The sequence below is a fragment of the Stenotrophomonas sp. PD6 genome (assembly GCF_049199305.1).
In the GTDB taxonomy this organism is placed as follows: Bacteria; Pseudomonadota; Gammaproteobacteria; order Xanthomonadales; family Xanthomonadaceae; genus Stenotrophomonas.
In genome coordinates this window covers 1-21,455 of the sequence record NZ_JBLZQD010000015.1, presented here as the reverse complement: position 1 = coordinate 21,455, position 21,455 = coordinate 1, and the positions used below count along the sequence as shown (strand labels likewise).

General features: G+C 66.9%; 21 protein-coding genes. 1 reads left to right on the top strand and 20 read right to left on the bottom strand.

The window, feature by feature from the left end; all coding sequences use genetic code 11:
• The 11 genes from motD to ACOZHM_RS16895 form a co-directional block, all read right to left on the bottom strand.
• A complete protein-coding gene (gene motD / locus ACOZHM_RS16945; protein ID WP_421570490.1) occupies window positions 1–990 on the bottom strand; it encodes a flagellar motor protein MotD in 990 nt (329 codons plus the stop codon).
• 1 nt (window position 991) lies between these two features.
• Window positions 992–1,732, bottom strand: a complete 741-nt coding sequence (locus tag ACOZHM_RS16940) for a flagellar motor protein (protein ID WP_421570489.1) — start codon at window positions 1,730–1,732, stop codon at window positions 992–994.
• A 177-nt stretch (window positions 1,733–1,909) separates the two neighbouring features.
• Complete coding sequence (locus tag ACOZHM_RS16935) at window positions 1,910–3,733, bottom strand: chemotaxis protein CheA (RefSeq protein WP_421570488.1); 1,824 nt, start codon at window positions 3,731–3,733, stop codon at window positions 1,910–1,912.
• Window positions 3,734–3,737: 4 nt separating this feature from the next.
• The gene (locus ACOZHM_RS16930) at window positions 3,738–4,352 is read right to left on the bottom strand and encodes a protein phosphatase CheZ (protein WP_421570486.1); all 615 of its coding nucleotides are present in this window, start codon (window positions 4,350–4,352) and stop codon (window positions 3,738–3,740) included.
• On the bottom strand, window positions 4,352–4,744 hold the full coding sequence (gene cheY / locus ACOZHM_RS16925; protein WP_282247230.1) for a chemotaxis response regulator CheY: 393 nt from the start codon (window positions 4,742–4,744) through the stop codon (window positions 4,352–4,354). Before cheY ends, ACOZHM_RS16930 begins: the two co-directional genes overlap by 1 nt.
• Before the next feature lie 16 nt (window positions 4,745–4,760).
• Window positions 4,761–5,507 (bottom strand): RNA polymerase sigma factor FliA, encoded by a 747-nt coding sequence (locus tag ACOZHM_RS16920; protein ID WP_214903450.1) that lies wholly within the window; start codon window positions 5,505–5,507, stop codon window positions 4,761–4,763.
• A complete protein-coding gene (locus ACOZHM_RS16915) occupies window positions 5,504–6,391 on the bottom strand; it encodes a MinD/ParA family ATP-binding protein (protein WP_421570485.1) in 888 nt (295 codons plus the stop codon). The genes ACOZHM_RS16920 and ACOZHM_RS16915 overlap by 4 nt, the downstream gene beginning before the upstream one ends.
• Window positions 6,378–8,270: an AAA family ATPase gene (locus ACOZHM_RS16910; protein WP_421570484.1), complete on the bottom strand. Its 1,893-nt coding sequence runs from the start codon at window positions 8,268–8,270 to the stop codon at window positions 6,378–6,380. Before ACOZHM_RS16910 ends, ACOZHM_RS16915 begins: the two co-directional genes overlap by 14 nt.
• Window positions 8,271–8,421: 151 nt before the next feature.
• Complete coding sequence (gene flhA, locus ACOZHM_RS16905; RefSeq protein ID WP_421570482.1) at window positions 8,422–10,524, bottom strand: flagellar biosynthesis protein FlhA; 2,103 nt, start codon at window positions 10,522–10,524, stop codon at window positions 8,422–8,424.
• Window positions 10,521–11,651, bottom strand: a complete 1,131-nt coding sequence (gene flhB / locus ACOZHM_RS16900) for a flagellar biosynthesis protein FlhB (protein ID WP_421570481.1) — start codon at window positions 11,649–11,651, stop codon at window positions 10,521–10,523. Before flhB ends, flhA begins: the two co-directional genes overlap by 4 nt.
• Before the next feature lie 200 nt (window positions 11,652–11,851).
• Window positions 11,852–12,076 carry a hypothetical protein gene (locus tag ACOZHM_RS16895; RefSeq protein ID WP_421570480.1) on the bottom strand — a complete coding sequence of 75 codons (225 nt, stop codon included), beginning with the start codon at window positions 12,074–12,076 and terminating at the stop codon, window positions 11,852–11,854.
• Window positions 12,077–12,095: 19 nt separating this feature from the next.
• Between ACOZHM_RS16895 and ACOZHM_RS16890 the strand changes: the two genes are divergently transcribed.
• Window positions 12,096–12,920, top strand: a complete 825-nt coding sequence (locus ACOZHM_RS16890) for an SMR family transporter (protein ID WP_421570478.1) — start codon at window positions 12,096–12,098, stop codon at window positions 12,918–12,920.
• Window positions 12,921–13,405: 485 nt separating this feature from the next.
• Here the strand turns inward: ACOZHM_RS16890 and ACOZHM_RS16885 are convergent, their stop codons facing one another.
• From ACOZHM_RS16885 to ACOZHM_RS16845, 9 genes are all read right to left on the bottom strand, one after another.
• A complete protein-coding gene (locus tag ACOZHM_RS16885) occupies window positions 13,406–14,179 on the bottom strand; it encodes a hypothetical protein (protein ID WP_421570476.1) in 774 nt (257 codons plus the stop codon).
• Between the two features lie 469 nt (window positions 14,180–14,648).
• Window positions 14,649–16,790 carry a putative bifunctional diguanylate cyclase/phosphodiesterase gene (locus ACOZHM_RS16880; protein ID WP_421570475.1) on the bottom strand — a complete coding sequence of 714 codons (2,142 nt, stop codon included), beginning with the start codon at window positions 16,788–16,790 and terminating at the stop codon, window positions 14,649–14,651.
• A gap of 196 nt (window positions 16,791–16,986) precedes the next feature.
• On the bottom strand, window positions 16,987–17,778 hold the full coding sequence (fliR, locus tag ACOZHM_RS16875) for a flagellar biosynthetic protein FliR (RefSeq protein WP_421570474.1): 792 nt from the start codon (window positions 17,776–17,778) through the stop codon (window positions 16,987–16,989).
• Window positions 17,779–17,790: 12 nt separating this feature from the next.
• Complete coding sequence (locus ACOZHM_RS16870; RefSeq protein WP_017356083.1) at window positions 17,791–18,060, bottom strand: flagellar biosynthetic protein FliQ; 270 nt, start codon at window positions 18,058–18,060, stop codon at window positions 17,791–17,793.
• Window positions 18,061–18,067: 7 nt separating this feature from the next.
• Window positions 18,068–18,850: a flagellar type III secretion system pore protein FliP gene (fliP, locus tag ACOZHM_RS16865; RefSeq protein WP_421570473.1), complete on the bottom strand. Its 783-nt coding sequence runs from the start codon at window positions 18,848–18,850 to the stop codon at window positions 18,068–18,070.
• 2 nt (window positions 18,851–18,852) lie between these two features.
• Window positions 18,853–19,251: a flagellar biosynthetic protein FliO gene (gene fliO, locus ACOZHM_RS16860; RefSeq protein WP_421570561.1), complete on the bottom strand. Its 399-nt coding sequence runs from the start codon at window positions 19,249–19,251 to the stop codon at window positions 18,853–18,855.
• Entirely contained in the window at window positions 19,251–19,589 is a 339-nt protein-coding gene (gene fliN, locus ACOZHM_RS16855) for a flagellar motor switch protein FliN (protein ID WP_421570472.1), read from the bottom strand. Before fliN ends, fliO begins: the two co-directional genes overlap by 1 nt.
• A complete protein-coding gene (fliM, locus tag ACOZHM_RS16850; RefSeq protein WP_421570471.1) occupies window positions 19,586–20,593 on the bottom strand; it encodes a flagellar motor switch protein FliM in 1,008 nt (335 codons plus the stop codon). The genes fliN and fliM overlap by 4 nt, the downstream gene beginning before the upstream one ends.
• Window positions 20,594–20,602: 9 nt before the next feature.
• Window positions 20,603–21,121 (bottom strand): flagellar basal body-associated FliL family protein, encoded by a 519-nt coding sequence (locus ACOZHM_RS16845; protein ID WP_421570470.1) that lies wholly within the window; start codon window positions 21,119–21,121, stop codon window positions 20,603–20,605.
• Window positions 21,122–21,455 lie beyond the last annotated feature (334 nt).

Here is a 21,455-nt window from a genome sequence, read left to right as displayed (position 1 = left end):
TCACTCCTTCATTGCGGGGGGAACGGCGGCGCCAATGCGGCTGCCGGCCGGCACCGGTGGCAACTGCACCGGGGCGAGGGGGGAAACAGGGTGTGCGGTCGACGGTGCCGCCGCGCTGGATTCGGCGGTGAGCTGCGGACCCAGCGGGTCCACGCCCTGCGCGGTGTCGGCAAGGATGATCACCATCACCCGCCGGTTGCGGTTGCGGCCTTCGGCGCTGGCATTGTCTTCGCGCGGGCGGAACTGACCGTAGCCGACCATCGCCAGCCGCGCCGGCTGCACGCCCTGGTCGGCGAACAGGTGCACCACGCTGGCCGCACGGGCGGCTGAGAGTTCCCAGTTGGACGGGAACATCGTGGTGGCGATCGGCACGTTGTCGGTGTGGCCTTCCACGCGTACGCCGTTGGGCGCGTCGTGCAGCACCTGGGCCAGCGACGACAGGGTGTCGCGGGCGCGCACGTCGAGCGTGGCCGAGCCGGTGGTGAACAGGATGTCGCTGTTGATCTCCACCTCGATCCACAGCTCGGTGCGGCGCACGGTGATCATGCCGCGGTCGATCAGCGGCGCCAGCGTGGCGGTGAGGCGGTCGGCGATGGTGTTCAACTGGCGCTCGGCGCGCTGCAGCTGTTCCTGGTTGTGCACCGACACCGGCATGCGCATCTGCGAGGCCATGGCCGGCAGCAGGGTCGGGTCGTTGGACGGCGAGGGCGCCGACGGGCCGACGCGGTTGCCGGCCTTGATCACCGACGGGCTGTCCCAGCCGCCGCCCTGGACCTGCTGGTTGCCGACCTGCACCGGGTTGATGGTGCGCGGCGCGCCACCGAACGCGGTGGTCAGCGCATCGGCCATGACCCGGTACTTGCCCTCGTTGAGCGAGGAGATCGCGTACATCACCACGAAGAAGGCGAGCAGCAGCGTCATGAGGTCGGCGTAAGGAATCGCCCAGGCCTCATGGTTGGCATGCTCTTCGTGGGCTTTGCGGCGCGCCATGTCAGTGCAGGAACCCGGACAGGTTGGTTTCGATGTTGCGCGGGTTTTCACCCTGGGCGATCGAGATCAGGCCTTCGATGATCATCTCGCGGTCGCGGCTGTTGTGGTGGATCACGCTCTTGAGCTTGGCCGAGACCGGCAGGAACAGCAGGTTGGCCGAGGCGATGCCGTAGATGGTGGCGGTGAACGCGGCGGCGATGCCGTGGCCGAGTTTGCTGGGGTCGGCCAGGTTCTTCATGACCGCGATCAGGCCCAGCACCGCGCCGATGATGCCCAGGGTCGGGGCGTAGATGCCCATGCCTTCGAACACCTTGGAGGCGGCCAGGTCCTGGCCCTCCTGGCTGCTCAGCTCGATCTCCATCATGTGGCGGATAGTCTCCGGCTCGACGCCATCGACCAGCAGCTGCAGGCCCTTGCGCAGGAACGGGTCGTCCTGCGCGTCCACCTGGGCTTCCAGGCCCAGCAGGCCCTGGCGGCGGGCGATGTTGCTCCACTCCACGATCTGGCGGATCAGTTCGCTGCGGTCGGTGTTCGGCGGGCGCACGACCCAACGCACGATCTTGAAGGCGTGCTTGAACACCGCCGGCGAGGTATGCAGCAGGATCGCGGCCAGGGTGCCGACGATGACGATCACGAAGGCCGCAGGGGACCACAGCGAGGCCAGCCCGGCGCCCTTGAGAATGCTGCCGCCCACCAGGGAGGCCAGGGCGAGGAAAAGTCCAATGAGGCTGAGTCTGTCCATTTGTCCGATATCGGCTTGCGTGGGGGGGACTTGAATTGAGGGGCTATCGGTGGTTCAGCCACGCATGGCGTGGCTCTACGGTTTCAGGTCTTCGGGCGATTCAGCCACGCATGGCGTGGCTCTACCGGTGGTCCGTCGGCCCGTAGAGCCACGCCATGCGTGGCTGCGCCGGGTCAATCAATCATTCGGGGTGCGCAGGCCGTCTACGTCGAGGATCAGGGACATGCGGCCGTCGCCGATCAGGGTGGCGCCGGCGTAGCCGCGCAGGCCGCGCAGTGCCTTGGGGAGCGGCTTGATCACCACTTCCTCGCGGCCACGGACCTGGTCCACGACCAGCCCGAAGCGCGCTTCGCCCGCCTGCAGCACCACGATGGTGAGCAGCGGTGAGGCCACCGGCTCGACCGCCAGCCAATGGCGCAGGTCCACCAGCGGCAGGGTGTGCGACTTGCGGTCCAGCACGGCGCGCCCGTCGAACCAGCCCAGCGAGGTGTTCGGCGCGTGCAGCACCTCCATCACGCGCGCCAGCGGCAGCGCGTAGACGTCCTCGCCGGCCTGCACGAGCAGGGTGGGCAGGATCGCCAGCGTCAGCGGCACCCGGATCAGGAAGCGGCTGCCACGGCCCAGCTCGGACTGGATCTGGATCTGGCCGCTCAGCTCACGGATGCGCGACTGCACCACGTCCATGCCCACGCCACGGCCGGAGATGTCGGTGACTTCCTGCTTGGTGGAGAATCCCGGCAGGAATACCAGGTGCAGGCACTCTTCGCTGCTCAGGCGGGCGGCGGCCTCCGGATCGATCAGGCCCTTCTCGCGTGCCTTGGCGCGCAGGCGCTCGGGGTCGATGCCGGCGCCGTCGTCCTGCACTTCGATGCTGACGTAGTCGCCTTCCTGCTGTGCCGACAGGCGCACGTTGCCGCTGCGGGTCTTGCCCTGGGCCTCGCGCAGCTCAGGCATTTCGATGCCGTGGTCGATCGCGTTGCGCACCAGGTGCACCAGTGGATCGGCCAGCGCCTCGACCAGGTTGCGGTCCAGCTCGGTTTCGGCGCCGATCAGTTCCAGCTCCACTTCCTTCTTCAGGTTGCGCGCCACATCGCGGGCCACCTTGGGGAAGCGCGAGAACACCTTGCCCACCGGCTGCATGCGGGTGCGCATCACCGCCGATTGCAGGCGTGCGGTGGCGATGTCCAACGTGGAGACGGCGCGGTCGAGCTCTTCGTCGTGCAGGCGCGCGCGCAGCGTCTTGAGCCGGTTGCGCGACAGCACCAGTTCGCCGATCAGGTTGACGATGGCGTCCAGGCGCTTGGTGTCCACGCGCACGGTGTGTTCGGCTTCGGCGACCGGCTTGTTGGCGGCCGGCTTGGCCGGCGCCGGCGCGGCACGCGGAGCAACGGCCGGTGCCGGTGCGGCAATGCTCGTGCTGCCCGGCGCGGCACCCCCGTGCAGCTGGTCGAGCAGGGCCTCGAATTCGTCTTCGCCGATCAGGCCGTCGTCGGTCTTTTTCGTGGGCGTCACGGCGGTTGGTGCGGCGCCGCCGTGCAGCGTGTCGAGCAGGGCCTCGAACTCGTCGTCGGTGATCAGCTCACCGCTGGTGGCCGCAGCGGCGCGTGGTGCCGGCGTGGCCGGACCGTTGACGTCGAACTGCGCGATCAGCTCCGGCGGCGCGTAGCCCGGCTCGGTGCCGGCGGCGACCGAATCGAGCATCGACTGCAGGTAGTCCAGCGACTGCTGGCCGGCATCGAAGTGATGTGCCTGCAGCACGGCCTGGCCCGAGCGGGCCATGCCCAGCGTTTCCTCTGCCGCGTGGCAGAGTTCGACCATGGCCTGGATGCCGAGGAAGCCGGCACCGCCCTTGAGCGTGTGGAACCCGCGGAACACCGCGTTGAGCTGGTCGCTGTCCTGGGGCGACTGCTCCAGCGACACCAGCTGTTCGCCGAGGCGATCCAGGATCTCCTGGGCCTCGAGGATGAAGTCTGCGGCAATGTCGTCTGGAACAGCACTCATGGTTTCAAAGCCCCAAATCGGAAAGCAGGTCGTCGGCGTCGACCTGCGACACCTGATGGCGGTCCAGGCCGCTCACGGCCGGGCCAGCCAGGCCGTTGTCGCGCTTGTGGGCCGGGTCTTCCGGCGGCGGCAGGCCGAGCGCGCCGAAGCCTTCGTGCACGCGGCGCACGATGCCGACCACGCGGCGGATGATCTGCCCGGTGAGATCCTGGTAGCTCTGGGTGAGCGCGATCTCGGTCAGGTTGTGGCGGATGCGGTCCAACTGCTGGTCCTGGTCCGGGCTGAGCCCGTTGGCACGCAGCTGTTCGGTGAGCGCGCGGCACTCTTCGGCCAGGTCCAGGGTGCGGTGGGTGGCCTGTTCGGTCATCGCCACCACGTGGTCCAGACGCGCGCAGGCGTCGTCCAGCTCACCGGCCTCGCTGGGCAGGGTGGGCAGTTCGCCCAGCGCCTGGCCCAGCTCGCGCGCGAGCCGGTTCAGGCCGGCCATCATCGGCTGGGTGCGCAGCGCGGCCAGCGCGTCGATTTCCCGGCGCCAGCCGGCTTCGTCACCGCTTTCCAGCGCGGCCAGGGCATCCTGCAGGCGCTGCACCAACGCCGATTTGTCGCGAAGGGTTTCCATCAGGCACTCGCCGCCAGGCGCTCGAAGATCTTGCCGAGCTTTTCTTCCAGGGTCGCGGCGGTGAACGGCTTGATGATGTAGCCGTTCACGCCGGACTGGGCGGCTTCGATGATCTGCTCGCGCTTGGCTTCGGCGGTGACCATCAGGACCGGCAGCGTCTTGAGCTTGGCATCGGCGCGGATCGCCTTGAGCAGGTCGATGCCGGTCATCACCGGCATGTTCCAGTCGGTGACCACGAAATCGAACGGCTGGCTCTGCAGCAGGGCCAGCGCGGCATGCCCGTCCTCGGCTTCGGCGGTATTGGTGAAGCCCAGATCGCCCAGCAGGTTCTTGACGATACGACGCATGGTCGAGAAGTCGTCGACGATCAGGATACGCATGTTCTTGTTCAAAGCACTTTCCTCGGTATCAAGTGTTTTCAAGGCCGGCGTCGGCCGCCTCGAAGATCTTCAGTCGGCCACGCAGGCGCAGCACTGCCTGGCCGTGGATCTGGCAGACGCGTGACTCGCTGACGCCGAGCACCGCGCCGATCTCTTTCAGGTTCAGCTCCTGCTCGTAGTACAGCGAGAGCACCAGCTGTTCGCGCTCGGGCAGCAGGCCGATGGCGTTGCCCAGCTCACGCCCGAACTCGCCGCGCTCCAGCACCTGCTGCGGGGTCGGGCCGCCCTGGGCCACGGTGTCCAGTTCGCCCTGGTCTTCGATGCGCGATTCCAGGCTCAGCACCTGGCCGCGTGCGGCGTCTTCCATCAGGCGCAGGTAGTCGGGCAGGGGCATGTCCATCGCCGCGGCCACTTCGGTGGCGCTGGCGGCGCGGCCGGTGCTCTGCTCGAGTCGGCGGATGGTCGAGGCGGCATCGCGCGCACGCCGGTGCACCGAGCGCGGCACCCAGTCGCCGCGGCGGATCTCGTCGATCATCGAGCCGCGGATGCGGATCGACGCGTAGGTCTCGAACGAGGCGCCCTGGTCGGCGTCATAGCTGCGCGAGGCCTCGATCAGGCCCATCATGCCGGCCTGGATCAGGTCGTCGACCTCGACGCTGGCGGGCAGACGCGCGGCCAGGTGGTGGGCGATGCGCCGGACCAGGTCCGAGTGCTGGGCAATGCACTCGTTGGCGGCAGCGCGTTGGACCTCTTTGTATTGTGCGGCGCCTTTCATGCGGTCACCCCGCGTTGCTTGAGGATGCGTTCCAGGAAGAATTCGACGCCGCCGCGCGGCTCGGTCGGGGCCTGCCAGCGGGCGGTGCGGCGGGCGATCTCGGTGATCGCCTGCGCGGCCGGGCTGGACGGGTAGGCTTTCACCACCGGCTGCTGGCGCTGCACCGACAGGCGCAGCCAGTCGTCCTGCGGCACGCAGCCCAGGTAGTTCAGCGAGACGTCGGCCAGGAACTTGTCGCAGACCCGGCTGAGCTTTTCATAGAGCACGCGGCCCTCGTTGGGGTCGCGCACCATGTTGGCCACGACCTGGATGCGGTCCACGCCGCGCTCGCGCGAGAGCACCTTGATCAGCGCGTAGGCGTCGGTGATCGAGGCCGGTTCGTCGCAGACCACCACCACGGTGTCCTGGGCAGCCTGGCAGAAGGTCAGCACGCCGTCGGTGATGCCGGCGGCGGTGTCCACCACCATGAAATCCAGGTCGCGCTCCAGTTCGGAGAACACGTTGACCAGGCCCACATGCTCGGCCGGCTGCAGTTCGGCCATGTGCCGGCGACCGGACGCGGCCGGGACCACCAGCACGCCGCCCGGGCCTTCCAGGATCACTTCCTCCAGCGTGCAGCGCCCGGCGACCAGGTCGGCCAGGGTCAGCTTGGGCTGCAGGCCCAGGATCACGTCGATGTTGGCCAGGCCCAGGTCGGCGTCCAGCAGCAGCGTGCGTTTGCCCATGTCGGCAAGCGCCACGGCCAGGTTGGCCGAAACGTTGGTTTTGCCCACGCCGCCCTTGCCGCCGGTGACGGCGATGGTACGGACCGGGCCCAGCGGCGCACTGCGGGTGGCCGACAAGGGGAAGGTCTGGGTCAGCTTGGCATACTCACGCGACGGCATGGTTCAACTCCGGGTTGCAGGGCATATCGGCCGCGCGGCGCAAATCTTCAAGGCGAAGTACAAGATTGGCCGCACTGGCCCGGTGCAGGTCTTCGGGAACGTCCTGGCCATCGGTCACCCAGGTGATCGGCAGGCGGTGGTCGACCGCCACCGACAGGGCGGTGCCGAAGCGGCCGGTCTCGTCCAGCTTGCTCAGCACCACGCCCTGCGGGTTGGCGGCGCTGAAGCGGCGCACCACCTCGTCCATGTCGCCGAAACTGGTGTTGGCCGGCAGCACCAGCAGGGTGCGGATCTGCGGTGCGGCGCGCAGCCACTGCAGCTGGGCAGCGAGGGCGCGGTCGCGCGGGCCCAGGCCGGCGGTGTCGATCAGCACCAGCTTGTAGTCCTTCAGGCGCTCCAGCAGCTGGGTCAGGTCGCTGCCGCTGCTGGCTTCGTGCACGGCGATGCCGAGCTGGCGGCCGAAGCCGTACAGCTGCTCGCGGGCGCCGATGCGGCCGGTGTCGGTGGTGACCAGTGCGACGTCGCGGGCGGCATGGGCTTCGGCGAAGCGCGAGGCCAGCTTTGCAATCGTGGTGGTCTTGCCGGCGCCGGTCGGGCCGACCAGGGCGATCACGCCACCGGCCTCCAGCGGGTCGACCGGGGCGATCGGCAGCTTGCGGGACAGCAGGCCCAGCATCAGCCCGCGGCCGCGATGCGCTTCGGTGTCCAGCGGGATCTGCAGGGCCACGTCGCGGCTGATGCCGGCATCGAAGCCGTATTCGTCCATCAGGTCCAGCGCGGCGGCGCGCACGGCCGAGCCGCGCAGGCGTTCGTCGGTGAAGCGGTTCATCTCGCGCTCGATGACCTGGCGCATGCCGGCCACTTCATGGCGCAGGTGGCGCAGCTCCTCGTCATCGCGCGGCACCATGGTCAGCGGCGCGGCGACGGCGGCGGCCGGTGCCGCTACGGAAACGACCTCGGCGACAGGGGCGGGTTCGTTGGCGGCCTGCAGCGGCAGCGCCGGCGGGGCGATCGGCGCGGCGATCGGCGCGGCCGGGGCGGCGGCCTCGATGACGGCGACCGGGGCGACAGGGGCGAACACCGCCGAATCGTCGATCGCCATCGGCGCCGAGACCATCGCCGGGATCACCGGCACGGTTTCCCACAGCGGCGCGGCGGGTGCCTCGACGGGGGCGCGCTGCATCTGCTGCGACGGCATCTGCGGAATCGGCGGCAGCTGCGGCGGAACGCTGGCGCGGCTGACCGGCGCGTGCATCTCGAACAGCGGGGCCTCGTCCAGCGGCGGGTCGATGATGAAACGGGCGCGGTTGGGCGCGGCCGGTGCCTCGCTGCGAACCGGAACGGTCACGGCGGGCGTTGCATCCACCAACGCGGCGCGGGGCGCGCGCTCGGCGGCGGCGGCCTGCTCGACGTTGAACGGCGCGAAGATCTGCTCCGGCAGGCGGTCGGCCGGCTGCACGGTGGCGCGGGCCAGGGTGGCGGCGAAGCCGCTGCTGCCCGGCGGCGGCACGATTTCGTTGGCGGTGTCCAGGGTGCGACCGGTCGCGCCGACGGCGGCGCGGGCCAGGGCGGCAACCGCGGAAGTGGTGGCGGCCACCGGTTCCGGTGCGGCGACCGGCGCCTTGCGCCGGGTCACGGCGGCAATCACCGCATCGGCGGCGTTGCGCGGGCGCGGGGCCGGCGGCGGCGGTGCGACGTCCTTGCGGGCCGCTTCCAGTGCACGCTGCACGGCGCCTTCGTCATAGTTGGCGGCCGCCACGATTTCGACGCCTTCTTCGATCCGGCGATTGGACAGGATCACGGCATCCGGACCGTGCTCCTTGCGCACCAGGTTCATGGCAGAGCGCATATCGGGAGCGACGAAGCGTTTGATTTTCATGCTGTGGTACCGGGACTGGGGCGGCTGGGGGGTCGAAGGGAAACGCTGGTTGTCGGTGGTCTGCACGGTCCGGGATTCCCTTGGTGTCCTGCTGCGGTGATATCGAAATGGGGGTGTCTGTTTTCTGACGCGGTGCTGTCGGAGTTCCGGCTCAGCTGATCGTGCCGACCAGCTTCAACCGCTTGTCCTCAGGCACCTCGCTGTAGGCCAGTACCGACAGCGAGGGGACGCTGTGCCGTACCAGCCGTGCCAGCGCGGCACGTACCGGTCCGGGCACCAACACCACCGCGGGCTCGTTCTTCGCTTCCTGCTTGCCGACACATTCGGCCAGGCTTTGATGCAGTCGCTCGGCGAGTCCGGGTTCCAGCGCTGCGCCGTTGCCCTGAGTGGACTCCTGCAAGACACGTTCCAATTGCGGGTTGAGGGTGAATACCGGCAGCTCGGGCGACATGCCGGCGATCTCCTGCACGATGAAACGCCCCAGCGCGTTGCGTACCGCCGCGGTGAGCACGCCCGGGTCCTGGCTCTGCGGCGCGGTTTCCACCAGCGATTCGGCGATCTTGCGCAGCTGGCGGATCGGAATGCGTTCGATCAGCAGGTTCTGCAGCACGCGCACCACCACCGACAGCGGCAGCGCCTTGGGGCTGAGGTCTTCCACCAGCTTCGGCGCGCTCTTGGCCAGGTTGGCCAGCAGCTGCTGCACCTCTTCGTGGCCCAGCAGTTCCGGGGCGTGTTCGCGGATCAGGTGCGACAGATGGGTGGCGACCACGGTGGCCGGGTCGACCACGGTGTAGCCCATCGATTCGGCGTGGGCGCGCTGGTGCGGCTGGATCCAGGTGGCGTCCAGGCCGAAGGCGGGGTCCTTGCCGGCAATGCCTTCCAGCGCGCCGAGCGCGCTGCCCGGGTCCAGTGCCAGTTCCCGATCGGGGTGGATCTCGGCCGTGGCCACCGGCACGCCGTGAATCAGCAGGCGATAGGCGGTGGCCCCCAGTTCCAGGTTGTCGCGGATGTGCACCGAGGGAATCAGGAAGCCGATGTCGTGGGTGAGCTTGCGGCGCACGCCCTTGATGCGGGCCATCAGCTCGCCGCCCTGGTTCTTGTCCACCAGCGGGATCAGCCGGTAGCCGACCTCCAGGCCCAGCGGATCGACCGGGCGCAGCTCGTCCCAGGTCAGTTCGGCGGTGGGCGAGGGCGTGCCGGCGGGCAGGCCGAGGGCGGTGGTCGGCCCGCTGGCCGGGGCCTCGGCCGCACGCTGGGCCAGCACGCTCTTCTTCCACATCTTCCAGGCGATGAAGGCCAGGATGCCGCCGAGCGTCAAGAAGGCGACGTTGGGCATGCCCGGCACCAGGCCGACGAGGATCAGGATGCCGGCCGCGATGGCCAGCGCGCGGTGCTGGCCGAACACCTGGCCCATCATGGCCTGGGCCATGTCCTGCGAACGCGAGGCACGGGTGACCAGCATGGCCACCGCCGACGACACCAGCAGGGCGGGCAGCTGCGCCACCAGACCGTCACCGATGGAGAGCAGGGTGTAGGTAGCGGCGGCCTCGCCGAACGGCATGCCGTGCTGGAGCACACCGACGGCCAGGCCGCCGAGCATGTTGATGAACAGGATGAGGATGCCGGCGATGGCGTCGCCGCGGATGAACTTGCTGGCACCGTCCATCGCGCCGTAGAAGTCGGCTTCCTCGCGGACCTCCTCACGGCGCAGCTTGGCTTCTTCACGCGTCAGCAAACCGGCGTTGAGGTCGGCGTCGATGGCCATCTGCTTGCCGGGCATGGCGTCCAGGATGAAACGCGCGGTCACTTCGGACACACGCCCGGCACCCTTGGTGATGACCACGAAGTTGATGATGGTCAGGATCGCGAACACCACGATGCCGACGGCGTAGTTGCCGCCGATCACGAACTCGCCGAAGGCGGCGATCACCTTGCCGGCCGCCTCGTGGCCGTTCTGGCCGTTGAGCAGGATCACGCGGGTGGAGGCCACGTTCAGCGCCAGCCGCAGCATGGTGGTGATCAGCAGCACGATCGGGAAGATGGTGAAGTCCAACGGGCGCTTCACGTAGACCACCGCCAGCAGCACCATCAGCGAGATGGCGATGTTGAAGGTGAACAGCGCATCGAGCACCGGCGCGGCCAGCGGCACCACCACCATGGCCAGCAGGGCCAGCACGATCAGCGGGGCGCCCAGGCCGTTGCGGATCATGTCCAGGGCGCGGCGGGTGTTCATTCCGGCGGGCTGGGCGCTCATGCGCGGCCTCCCTTGCCGTGTTCATCCACGTCGATGCTGGGCGCGGCCGGCATCGGGCCGCCCCGCCAGGTGCGCAGCTGGTAGACGTAGGACAGGACCTGGGCAACGGCCGAATACAGTCTCACGGGAATTTCCTTTCCAAGTTGACCTTCCCGATACAAGGCGCGTGCCAAAGGCGGCGCCGAGACGATGGCGACCTTGTTGCCGTCGGCCACTTCACGGATGCGCAGGGCGGTTTCGTCCACGCCCAGGGCCACCACGGTGGGGGCGCCCATCTTGCCGCCGTCGTACTTGAGGGCCACGGCGTAGTGGGTCGGGTTGACCACGACCACGTCGGCGGTGGGCACCGCCTCCATCATCCGGCGGTTGGACATCTGCTGCTGCAGCTGGCGGATGCGGCCCTTCACCTCGGGGCTGCCCTCGCTTTCCTTCATTTCCCGGCGCAGCTCTTCACGGGTCATCTTCAGCTTGCGCATCCAGTTCCAGCGCTGGTACGGGGCGTCGATGGCGGCCAGCAGCATCATCGCCCCGCCGGTGGCCAGCATCAGCTTCAGGGTGAAGCCCAGCCCGTGGACCATGGCGGCCTCCAGCGGCTGGTGGATCAGGTCGCGCAGCCCGCGGATGCCATGCCACACCACCAGCCCGGCGGCGGTGCCGACGAACACGATGCGCAGCAGGGACTTGGTGAATTCGGCGACGGCCTCCGGGCCGTACAGGCGCTTCATGCCGGCCATCGGGCTGAGCCGGTTGAACTGGGGCATCAGCGACTTGTTGGACCAGCGCAGCCCGCCCATGGCCACCGGCGCCAGGAAACTGGCCAGCAGGCAGACCAGCAGCAGCGGCCACAGCGCCAGCATCAGCTGCAGGAACAGGTGCCCGAAGTGGTTGAACAGCCCCAGTGGTTCAGCGCGCAAGCCCGGCTCCGGGGTGAGGGCGACCTTCATCCACTCTTTGCTGTTGGTGGCGATGCCCCCCGAAAACGCCATCAGCGCCAGCACCGCCGCGCCGAACACGGCGGCGGTGGCCAGCTCGCGCGAACGCGGGATGTTGCCCTGTTCCCGGGCGTCGCGCAGGCGTTTTTCGGTAGGTTGTTCGGTTTTTTCGCCGGCTTGTTCTTCGTCGGACATCGGGAGCAGGGCACCGCGGGGATTCCCCGGGGTGGTGCAAGAACCGTTCCATGACGGCCAAGTGCCCGGAAACGGCGGGCGTGATGACACGGAATCGTGACGGTGATGGGCGGTAGAATCGGTTCCCAAATGATCGCCGTTGCGCGCTCAACGTCGGGTAACGCATGACCCGGGGGCGAAGAAGCGCTTTTCGACGGTGGTCATGCCAGCATCGAACGTGGGAAACGTACGTGCAGTCGATCGGGATGCGACCCTACCGCGACCGCGACCGCGACCGCCAACGACACCGACACCGACACCGGCACCGGCACCGGCACCAGCACCAGCACCAGCACCAGCACCAGCACCAGCACCAGCACCAGCACCAGCACCTGTCCGGCAGCCCCAGCTGCGCGGGCATCATCGATGGCATCATCTGCGATCAACTGGCTGCCGCAGGTCCTGATGTCGCCTTTCCTGTTCTGCACCGTGCTGTTCGCCGGGCTGCTGCACGCCAGCTGGAATGCCATCGTCAAGCGCGGCAGCGATACGCTGTTCACCACGATTCTGGTCACCGGCTCAGCGGCGGTGATCGCCGCGATCTGTTTGCCGTTCGTTGCCGCGCCTGCGCCGCGCAGCTGGCCTTGGCTGGCCGCGTCCACCGTGTTGCAGGCCGGCTACTACCTGCTTGTGGCGCGTACCTATCGGCTGACCGACATGAGCGCAGCCTACCCGTTGATGCGCGGCTGCGCGCCGATCCTGGTGGCGCTGGTGGGCGCACTGTTGCTGGGTGAGACTCTGCCGCTGTGGGCCTGGGCGGGCATCGGGCTGATCTGTGCTGGCATCCTGTGCATGTCGCACGGGATCGGACGGCGGCAGATGTGGCTGCCGTTGATCAATGCGGGCGTAATTGCCACGTACACGCTCGTGGATGCATGGGGCGCGCGGCAGTCCGGTTCGACCGTGGGCTATACGCTATGGTTGTTCCTGCTGTCGGGTTTGCCGCTGCTGATTTGGGCGTTGTGTACGCGTGCACCGATGCTGGCGGCTTACGCGCGGGGGAATTGGGGATATGGCATTGTGGGCGGCATAGGAACGCTGACCTCCTATGGCGTGGTGTTGTGGGCGATGACACAGGCGCCCGTGGCGATGATCTCCGCGCTGAGGGAGACTTCGATCCTGTTCGGGGTGGTGATTTCCGCTCTGGTGTTGCGAGAGCGGGTGCATCGGCGGCGGTGGGTGGCGGCCGGGTTGATTGTCGCCGGGGCGGTGGTGTTGCGCGCGGTGTGATGTTGCAGCCACCCATGGGGTGGCTCTACGCGATGAACGTGCGCGAGGATACGTAGTGCCACGCCATGCGCGGCAACCGCGCGCAGCGCGGCACAAGCGTCCGAAGCCGATGCGACGCCATTCCCCAACATCCAACCTACGTTTAGACCCGGCCGAAGACATCCGTCACTGTCCACGAACCCGGAACGAAGAGACGGCACACAACACGCATCCCAACCGCCTGCTGCGACGTTGATGTGCATCATCCTTGCTTCGCGACGAATCCCACGGTTCTCGGTCAAACAATGCTGATCGCGGCATAACCTTAGTCCCGGCCAACCAAACCAGTGTGGCAGGTCGGGCGTACAGGCCGAGCCGGCATGTCGGGTACGTTGTTCGCACGCGTCTTCTGCTGAAGGTGTCACAGATGTAAGTGCGGCCCCTACGGACATCGATGACCGGCCGCCACCGTAAGCCGAGCCATGTGGCTCGCTACATGCGCTACGTCAACGCGCACCGCGAAGAACAGCGGCTACGTCATCCCTGCCATGGCACATGGCAAGTTGCTCAGCCGTCAATCCGTCATCGTTCTCTGCAGAAGTATTGGCGCCGAGTTCAATCAGGATGCGGGCCTTCTCGACGCCTTTGATCCGCCCGTATGCTGCAACAAGATGCAGGGTCGTTTTCCCGTTCCATTTCTGATCAATGTTGAAACGTGGCACGCGTTGTGTCCAGCTCTTCAGCTCCGGCAGCTTCCATTCAATGATGCTGTCATAGAGGATTCGGCTAAGCAGGAGGCATTCGATTGCCTGAGATTGAGCATCAAGAGGCTCTGCAGTGGGAGTGTTCCCTCTCAAATGGGCAGCGCTCTCATCGAGTGCAACCACTGGGAATCTGTAGGTGTTCAGTAGAAAAGCAACCATTTCCTCTTGGCGGCATGTCTTCACCGACGCCGTCAGTAGCATCGGACTTTCGGTGCTCGAGAGCACTGTGTTTTCGCTGAAGACCTTGGCGGCGGAGACATCGCCTTTCTCAACGACGGTCAGAAAGTGGCTGAAGAGTTTGCCTCTCCACTCATCCAGGATGCCTATGACATCTGAACGGCCATTCTCCACCGCCAAACATCGCGGCCTTGCAGCATCCCCGTCTGTCATGAAGATGTCGCCGCCTTGCTCGAGCAGGCTCTGCACCTCTGCGACGTCTCCCCTTTCAGCCGCTCGATGCAGTTGGCTCTGACCATCGCGGCCGGGTGCGTTGATCGGAAGCGACTTGTAGCTCATTAGGCCGCACTCCACGATGGCGCGCGGAATCTGGTCTGGAGTGGCTTCGCTTGACGGAGTGACCTGGCCAGAAGAGTTCAGCTGGCCTGCACCTGCCGGACTTGCGGGGTTAGGGGGCCGGGTGGACGTAATGGACGGGATCATTTTGCTGCCTTCAAGGGGGGGCGGGATATTGAAGGCGCGCAGCGTTTCCAGCTACCAAATATCCATCATGTCGCGATTCCCTTGATTTGGCTGCGCGGTTGGGGTGGCCAGCCAAATCGTCCTGCGCACGTAACAATTCGTAGCGCCGGGGTCTGCCCGGCGACCGCGCGAAGCGCGGCACAAGTGCCCGAAGCCAATGCAACGCCGTTCCCCCATCATCCAACCGACGTTTGTACCCGGCCGAAGCCGCCCGTCAGGCGTTCATGACGTCGGAGCGAAGCGCAGCCACCCATGGGGTGGCTCTACCGGCGGAAGGGATCGCCGCCTAATCGAGGAAATGCCCGCCCTGGGCGATCTGGAATTCCTCGGCCTTCACGATGAGCGGGCGGGTCTGGTCGTGCAGCTGCATGAACCGCTCCGGGTCGACCGGGTGGCCCAGCAGGTAGCCCTGCAGGTAATCGCAGCCCAGCCGCTCCAGGTAGGAACGTTGGCCGGCGGTTTCCACGCCCTCGGCCACGATGTCCATGTCCAGCGCATGCCCAAGCGCGACGATGGCCGAGACGATCACCACGTCTTCCGAGCTGTTCTCCAGATCGTGCACGAACGCGTGGTCGATCTTGATTTCCGTGGCGGGCAAACGCTTGAGGTAGAGCAGGCTGGAATAGCCCGTGCCGAAGTCGTCGATGGCGATGCCCACGCCCAACCGCGCCAGCGCCTGCAGCAGGTGCAGGCTGGCTTCGGTGTCGCGCATCACCGCGCTTTCCGTGATTTCCAGCACCAGCCGGCGCGGGTCGATGCGGTGGGTCTGCAGCACCTCACGCACGTCCTCCAACAGGTGCGGCGAACCCAGCTGGATCGGCGACAGGTTCACCGACACCGTCCAGCTGTCGTGGCCCGCGTCATGCCATTTGCGCAGCTGGCGGCAGGCCTCATCCAGCGCCCAGCGTCCGATCTCATTGATCACGCCGCTACGTTCGGCGAGGCGGATGAAGCGGTCCGGTGGAATCAGCCCCTGTTCGGGGTGACGCCAGCGCATCAGCGCCTCGGCGCCACTGACCTTGTGGCTGCTGACGCGCACCTTGGGCTGGTAGTGCAGGAACAGCTGCGGGGTGCCGATGGCGCGGCGCAGGTCGGCCAGCAGCCGGAACTGCTGCTCGGCGCTGTCATTCATCCATTCGGCGAACACTACATACGCGTTGCGGCCGGCTTCCTTGGCCTGGTACATGGCCGCATCCGCATGGCTCATCAGCTGCCGCTCGGTGGCGGCATGGTCGGGACAGATCGCGATGCCGATGCTGGCGGTCACCTGCAGCTCATGGCCCGGCACCAGCGTGCCGGTGCCCACCACCTGGATGATGCGGCTGGCCAGGGTAGCCAGCTCATCGTCGGTTTCGATCGCCACCACCATCACGAATTCGTCGCCGCCCAGCCGGGCCAGCACATCGTCGGGACGCAGCAGCTTGCGGGTGCGCTCGGCCACCGCGACGAGCAGGGCGTCGCCCATCTGGTGGCCATAGGCATCATTGACCTGCTTGAAGCCGTCCAGGTCCATGAACATCAGCGCGAAACGGCGCCCGCGCTGCTCGGCATCGACCAGCGCCTGCTCGATATGTTGCTGGAGGAGCAGGCGGTTGGGCAGGTGGGTCAGCGGATCATGCAGCGCGGCCTGGCTCAATTCTGCGTAGGCCTCCTCCAGTGAACTGCGCAGGCGCTGGTTGCGCAGCCGCAGCAGCTGGGCCTGCATGCGCTGGTCGAGCCACGACACCAGCAGCACCACCGCCAGGATGGCAATGGTGAGCACCATGACGATGGCGGCGAGCCATTGGGAATGCAGGCCGTCGCCGGCGGCGGCGCCGCAGATGCTTCCCTCCGGGAACCGCGCGGCCGCCATGCCGGTGTAGTGCATGCCGACAATGGCCGTGCCCAGCACCGCGGCGGGAAGCAGGCGGTGGCGCAGGCGGTTGTCGCTGTGACGCAGGCGGAAGGCAACGTAGAGCGCCACCCACGATGCGGCCAGCGCGATCAACAGCGACAGGGCCAGCCAGCCCGGGTGGTAGTCGATGCCCGGTTGCATGCGCATGGCCGCCATGCCCAGGTAGTGCATGGCGGCGATGCCGCTGCCCATCAACAGTGCACCCAGCGCCAGCCGTGTGTGCGGCAGCGTGGGACGCGAGACCAGCCACAGGGCGAATACGGACGAGGCCATGGCTGACAGTAGCGATATGGTCGTCAGAATTAGGTCGTAGCCCAGCGGAATCGGCAGCTGGAAGGCCAGCATGCCGATGAAGTGCATGGACCAGATGCCAAGCCCCATCGCACTGCCGCCACCCAGCAGCCAGAGCAGACTCAGCCGCGGCGTTGGCGCGGTGGTGACTCGATTGGCCATGTCCAGCGCCGTGAACGACGCGAGCATGGCGACCAGCAGCGAAACCACGACCAACCACGGTGTGAAGCTGCCGATAAGCATCAATGACTCTCCCTGGTCAGATCTGCAATCGAAAGAATGTGGCGTCGCTACTTTCGTTTCGTAGTGGCGCGTACGGCAGAGATCCCCCACTGCCGTACGCGCAAATCTACGCGCATTCCCTGGGGGGCGCGCAAGGCCCATTTGGCCAAAATTCCGTAGGGAAAGGCCGTGTCGCGACAATGCGGTGGCGTACTGCCTAGTGGGTCACGCCGTCTGCGGCCTGGAAGGCGGCATCGAACAGGCGCTGTACGGGCGGCCCCATTTCGCCGGCCAGCACGGTGAGCAGGAACAGCCCGAGCAGCAGCGCGACCGGCAGGCCGAGCTGGATGGGATTGAGCGCGGGCGCGGCGCGCGCAAGCACACCGAACGCGAGATTGACCGCGAGCATCGCCACGGTCAGCGGCAACGACAGCGTCAGCGCGCCGCGGAATACCTGCAGCAGGAAGGTCGGCGCGGCGCTCAGAAACGCGTCGATGTCGGGCAGCGAAGCGCCGATCGGCACCGCCTTGTAGCTGTCCATCAACAGCGATATCAACGCCAGGTGTCCGTTGGCCGCGAAGAACAGCAGGCCGAACAGCAGGTAGAACCATTGCCCGATCACGCCGGAAGTGCCACCACGCATCGGGTCGCTCATCTGCGCGAAGGCCAGGCCGGTGCCCTGCGACACCAGTTCGCCGGCCATGGCGCCGGCTTCGAACACCAGCCGCAGCAGGAAGCCGATGGAAATGCCGATGGCCAGTTCGCGCGCGATGCTGAGCACGGTGGCGGCATCGAAGCCGGTCCATGCCGGCACCGGCGGCAGCATCGGCGAGAGCGCGATGGCCAGCGCGCCGGACAGCATGACCCGCACGCGTGCGGGCACGGCACGGCTGCCGACCAACGGCATCGCCATGATCATGGCGCCGATGCGCAGCATGGTCCACAGCACGGTGCCGATCATGCCGAAGGCATTGAGCCCGTCGGCCGCCATCTGGGTCGCGGAATCCATCGCAGCCGTCCGCTAGCCGATCAGATGGGGAATGCGCTGGAACAGCAGCGTGGTGTATTCGACCAGATGGCCGATCAACAGGCTGCCCAGCGCAAACAACACTGCCGTGAGCGCCGCGGCCTTGGCGACGAAGGCGATGGTGGGCTCGTTGAGCTGTGTGGCGGCCTGCACCACGCCGACCACGACGCCGACAATCAGCACGGTCAGCAGCAGGGGGCCGGCTACCCAGAGCACGGTGATGAGTCCACCGCGCAGTTCGGTCAGGGCAAGTTCGGGAGTCATGTCAGCCTCAGACCGCGTTGAAGCTGGCGGCAAGCGTGCCCACCACCAGCACCCAGCCGTCGACAAGAACGAACAGCAGGATCTTGAACGGCGCGGAGACCAGCATCGGCGAGAGCATCATCATGCCCATCGACATCAGCACGCTGGCCACGACCAGGTCGATGATCACGAACGGGATGAAGATGAGGAAGCCGATTTCGAAGGCGGTCTTCAGTTCGCTGGTGACGAACGAGGCGACCAGCACCGGGAACGGAATGGCGTCGGGGCTGGCGTAGGTGCCATGCCCGGCCATGCCGGCGAAGGTCATCAGGTCGGTTTCGCGGATCTGCGCCAGCATGAAGGCACGCAGCGGCTGGGTGGTCAGGGTCCAGGCGGTCTGGAAGTCGATCTCGCCATTGAGGTAGGGCGCCATGCCGCTGCCCCACGCCTTCTGCCATACCGGCAGCATGACCATGGCGGTCAGGAACAGGGCCAGGCCCAGCAGGACCTGGTTGGACGGGGTCTGGCCGGTGCCGAGCGCCTGGCGCAGCAGGCCCAGCACGATGATGATGCGGGTGAACGCGGTGAGGACCAGCAGCATCGACGGGATCAGGGTGATCGCGGTCATCAGCAGCAGGGTCTGCAGCGGCAGGCTGACCGACTGGCCGCCGATCTTGCCGACGGTCACGTCCGGCAACGGGGTGCCACCAGGCAGGCCGGGCGCGGCCATGGCCAGCGCCGGCAGGGCGCACAGCAGCAGGGTCAGCAGCAACGGCAGGTAACGGGTCCAGGATGCTCGGGGGCCACGCATGATCAGGGTTCCTTGCGCAGCCGCTGTTGCAGCAGCTGGGCGAAATTCGGCAGATTTTTGAAGTCCGGCAGGCGTGCCGGTTCCGGGGTGGGCAGCGGGTCGGGCAGGCGGTGCAGGGTGTTGATGCCACCGGCGGTGACGCCCAGCAGCAGCTGCTCGCCGTTGACCTCGACCACGACGACGCGTTCCTTGGCACCCACGTTGAGGCTTGCCACGACGCGCAGGCCTTCGGCGGGCTTGAAGCCACTGCCGGGCATGCGCTTGAGCACCCAGCCCAGGCCGACGATCAGGGCCAGCACGGCGAGCAGGGCCAGCACGGCACCGAACATGCTCGGTGCAGCGGCGGCATGCTGGCCCACCTTGACGGCGGGCGTGCCGGCGGCGAGGAGTGCCAGGGAAATCAACGCAGTCTCCGGATCCGTTCGCTCGGGCTGACGACGTCGGTCAGGCGCACGCCGAAGCGGTCGTTGATGACGACGACTTCGCCGTGGGCGATGAGGGTGCCGTTGACGAACACGTCCAGCGATTCGCCGGCACCGCGTTCGAGTTCGACGACCGAACCCTGGTTGAGCTGCAGCAGGTTGCGGATCGGCAGGCGCGCGCGGCCGACTTCCAGGGACAGGGTGACCGGCACATCGAGGATGACGTCCAGGTTCAGGTCCGGGCCGCTGGTATCGTCGGACTGCAGGGTGGTGAACTGCGCCGGTGCCGGTTCGTTGGTTTCGATATCGTCGTTCATTGCGGGTCTTCCTGGATTACGGGAGCACGCGGGCGGGTGCCCGGCGGGTGGGTAGCGGTGATCTTTACGGCGTTCATGCCGTTGGCGACGCCGAACTGGCCGGTGAAGACGGGAATGTTCTCGACGCACAGCGGCACCTGCGGCGGCAGGTCGATGGGCAGGATGTCGCCGATCTTGAGTTTGGTGAGGTCACGCAGGCTCATGCGCTTGGTGGCCAATACGCTGGAAAGGGTGACTTCGGCGATGTTCAGCTGCTCGCGCAGCATGGTGCCCCAGCTCTCGTCACGATCATTGCGGTCGCTCTGGATGCCGGCGTCGAGCAGTTCGCGGATCGGCTCGAGCATGGAATACGGCAGGGTGACGTGGATGTCGCCGCCACCGCCATCAAGTTCGACATGCAGGCGGCAGACGACGACATACTCGCGCGGGGTGACGATGTTGGCGAAGTGCGGGTTGATTTCGGAGTTGATGTATTCGAGTTCGACATCCATGACCGGCGCCCAGGCTTCGCGCAGGTCGGCGAAGGTCTGCTTGAGCAGAAGGTGGATGACGCGCATTTCGGTGGCGGTGAATTCGCGGCCTTCGATGCGGGTGGGGTAGCGCCCGTCGCCGCCGAAGAAGTTGTCGACGATGGCGAAGACAAGAGTCGGCTCGAAGACGATCAGGCCGGTACCGCGCAGGGGCTTGAAGCGGATGAGGTTGAGGTTGGTCGGTACATACAGGGAATGCATGTAGTCGTTGAATTTGATCAACTCGATGCCGCGCACGGACAGTTCGGCGGAGCGGCGGATGAGGTTGAACAGGCCGATGCGCCACAACCGGGCGAAACGCTCGTTGACCATTTCCAGGGTCGGCATGCGCCCACGGATGATGCGGTCCTGGCTGGCAAAGTCGTAGTTGCGCGCCTCGCCGGGGGCGACGGCGTCGACCTCGGTTTCAACGGCACCGGAATCCACGCCGTGCAGCAGGGCATCAATTTCGTCCTGGGAAAGCAGGTCATTCATGGCAGGCCCTTACTGGGTGACGAAGCTGGTGAACAGCAGTTCGTCGGCGCCCTTGCTGCCGGTTTCGGCCTTGAGCAGTTTCTGGACTTCGGCCAGGGAATCCGCCTGCAGGCGTTCTTTGCCGGCGCGGTCGGCGATCTGCGCCGGTTCGACCTGGGAGAACAGCATGAGCAGTTTGGCGCGGATGGCCGGGGCATGAAGTTTGATGGCTTCAAGCGCAGCCGGGTCGCGGGTCATGAGCTGGACTTCGACCTGCAGGTAGCGCGGGCCGTCGAAGCTGCTGTTGAGGTTGACGACGAACGGCGGCTCGAGGCCGAAGTACTGGGCGGGCGCAGGCACGGCAGATTTGGCAGCCGCCGGCTTGGTGGAGGACTTCTCGTCGTGGGACTGGGTGAAGTACCACACGCCGCCACCGGCGGCGCCAGCGGCCAGCACGGCGATGAGGGCCGTGATCAGGAGCGGGCTGCGCGGTTTGGCGGCCTTGTCCTTGTCGGCGGATTTCTTGGTTTTGTCGGCGGCTGCGGCCACGAGGGAAGCTCCATTGGATTGCTTCCTGGCTACATGCAAAGGGCGTGCCGAACTGCGACGGTTCTTCGTTGCCGGAATTTTGACGTCAACGTCCTGCATGGGATGCCGTAGAGCCGGGCTTTGCCCGGCTGCTTCATGCATGCGATCCCGTAGAGCCGGGCTTTGCCCGGCTGCTTCATGCATTCTGGCGAACAGCCGGTGGCCAACGGTTCCTCTGATTTGGCGGGACGGTGCCGGTTTGCGGGGGACGCCGTGAACCCATCCATGGGGGCTCAGTCGCCGCATCCATGCGGCTCATGCCCCCGCAAACCGGCCCCGACCCGCCTTTGACAGT

Excerpts from the sequence above, each read along its gene's own strand:
- motD (WP_421570490.1), bottom strand. The coding sequence starts at position 990 with ATGGCGCGCCGCAAAGCCCACGAAGAGCATGCCAACCATGAGGCCTGG.
- ACOZHM_RS16940 (WP_421570489.1), bottom strand. The coding sequence starts at position 1,732 with ATGGACAGACTCAGCCTCATTGGACTTTTCCTCGCCCTGGCCTCCCTG.
- ACOZHM_RS16935 (WP_421570488.1), bottom strand. The coding sequence starts at position 3,733 with ATGAGTGCTGTTCCAGACGACATTGCCGCAGACTTCATCCTCGAGGCC.
- ACOZHM_RS16930 (WP_421570486.1), bottom strand. The coding sequence starts at position 4,352 with ATGGAAACCCTTCGCGACAAATCGGCGTTGGTGCAGCGCCTGCAGGAT.
- ACOZHM_RS16920 (WP_214903450.1), bottom strand. The coding sequence starts at position 5,507 with ATGAAAGGCGCCGCACAATACAAAGAGGTCCAACGCGCTGCCGCCAAC.
- ACOZHM_RS16915 (WP_421570485.1), bottom strand. The coding sequence starts at position 6,391 with ATGCCGTCGCGTGAGTATGCCAAGCTGACCCAGACCTTCCCCTTGTCG.
- ACOZHM_RS16910 (WP_421570484.1), bottom strand. The coding sequence starts at position 8,270 with ATGAAAATCAAACGCTTCGTCGCTCCCGATATGCGCTCTGCCATGAAC.
- flhA (WP_421570482.1), bottom strand. The coding sequence starts at position 10,524 with ATGAGCGCCCAGCCCGCCGGAATGAACACCCGCCGCGCCCTGGACATG.
- flhB (WP_421570481.1), bottom strand. The coding sequence starts at position 11,651 with ATGTCCGACGAAGAACAAGCCGGCGAAAAAACCGAACAACCTACCGAA.
- ACOZHM_RS16890 (WP_421570478.1), top strand. The coding sequence starts at position 12,096 with ATGTCGCCTTTCCTGTTCTGCACCGTGCTGTTCGCCGGGCTGCTGCAC.
- ACOZHM_RS16885 (WP_421570476.1), bottom strand. The coding sequence starts at position 14,179 with ATGAGCTACAAGTCGCTTCCGATCAACGCACCCGGCCGCGATGGTCAG.
- ACOZHM_RS16880 (WP_421570475.1), bottom strand. The coding sequence starts at position 16,790 with ATGCTTATCGGCAGCTTCACACCGTGGTTGGTCGTGGTTTCGCTGCTG.
- fliR (WP_421570474.1), bottom strand. The coding sequence starts at position 17,778 with ATGGATTCCGCGACCCAGATGGCGGCCGACGGGCTCAATGCCTTCGGC.
- ACOZHM_RS16870 (WP_017356083.1), bottom strand. The coding sequence starts at position 18,060 with ATGACTCCCGAACTTGCCCTGACCGAACTGCGCGGTGGACTCATCACC.
- fliP (WP_421570473.1), bottom strand. The coding sequence starts at position 18,850 with ATGCGTGGCCCCCGAGCATCCTGGACCCGTTACCTGCCGTTGCTGCTG.
- fliN (WP_421570472.1), bottom strand. The coding sequence starts at position 19,589 with ATGAACGACGATATCGAAACCAACGAACCGGCACCGGCGCAGTTCACC.
- fliM (WP_421570471.1), bottom strand. The coding sequence starts at position 20,593 with ATGAATGACCTGCTTTCCCAGGACGAAATTGATGCCCTGCTGCACGGC.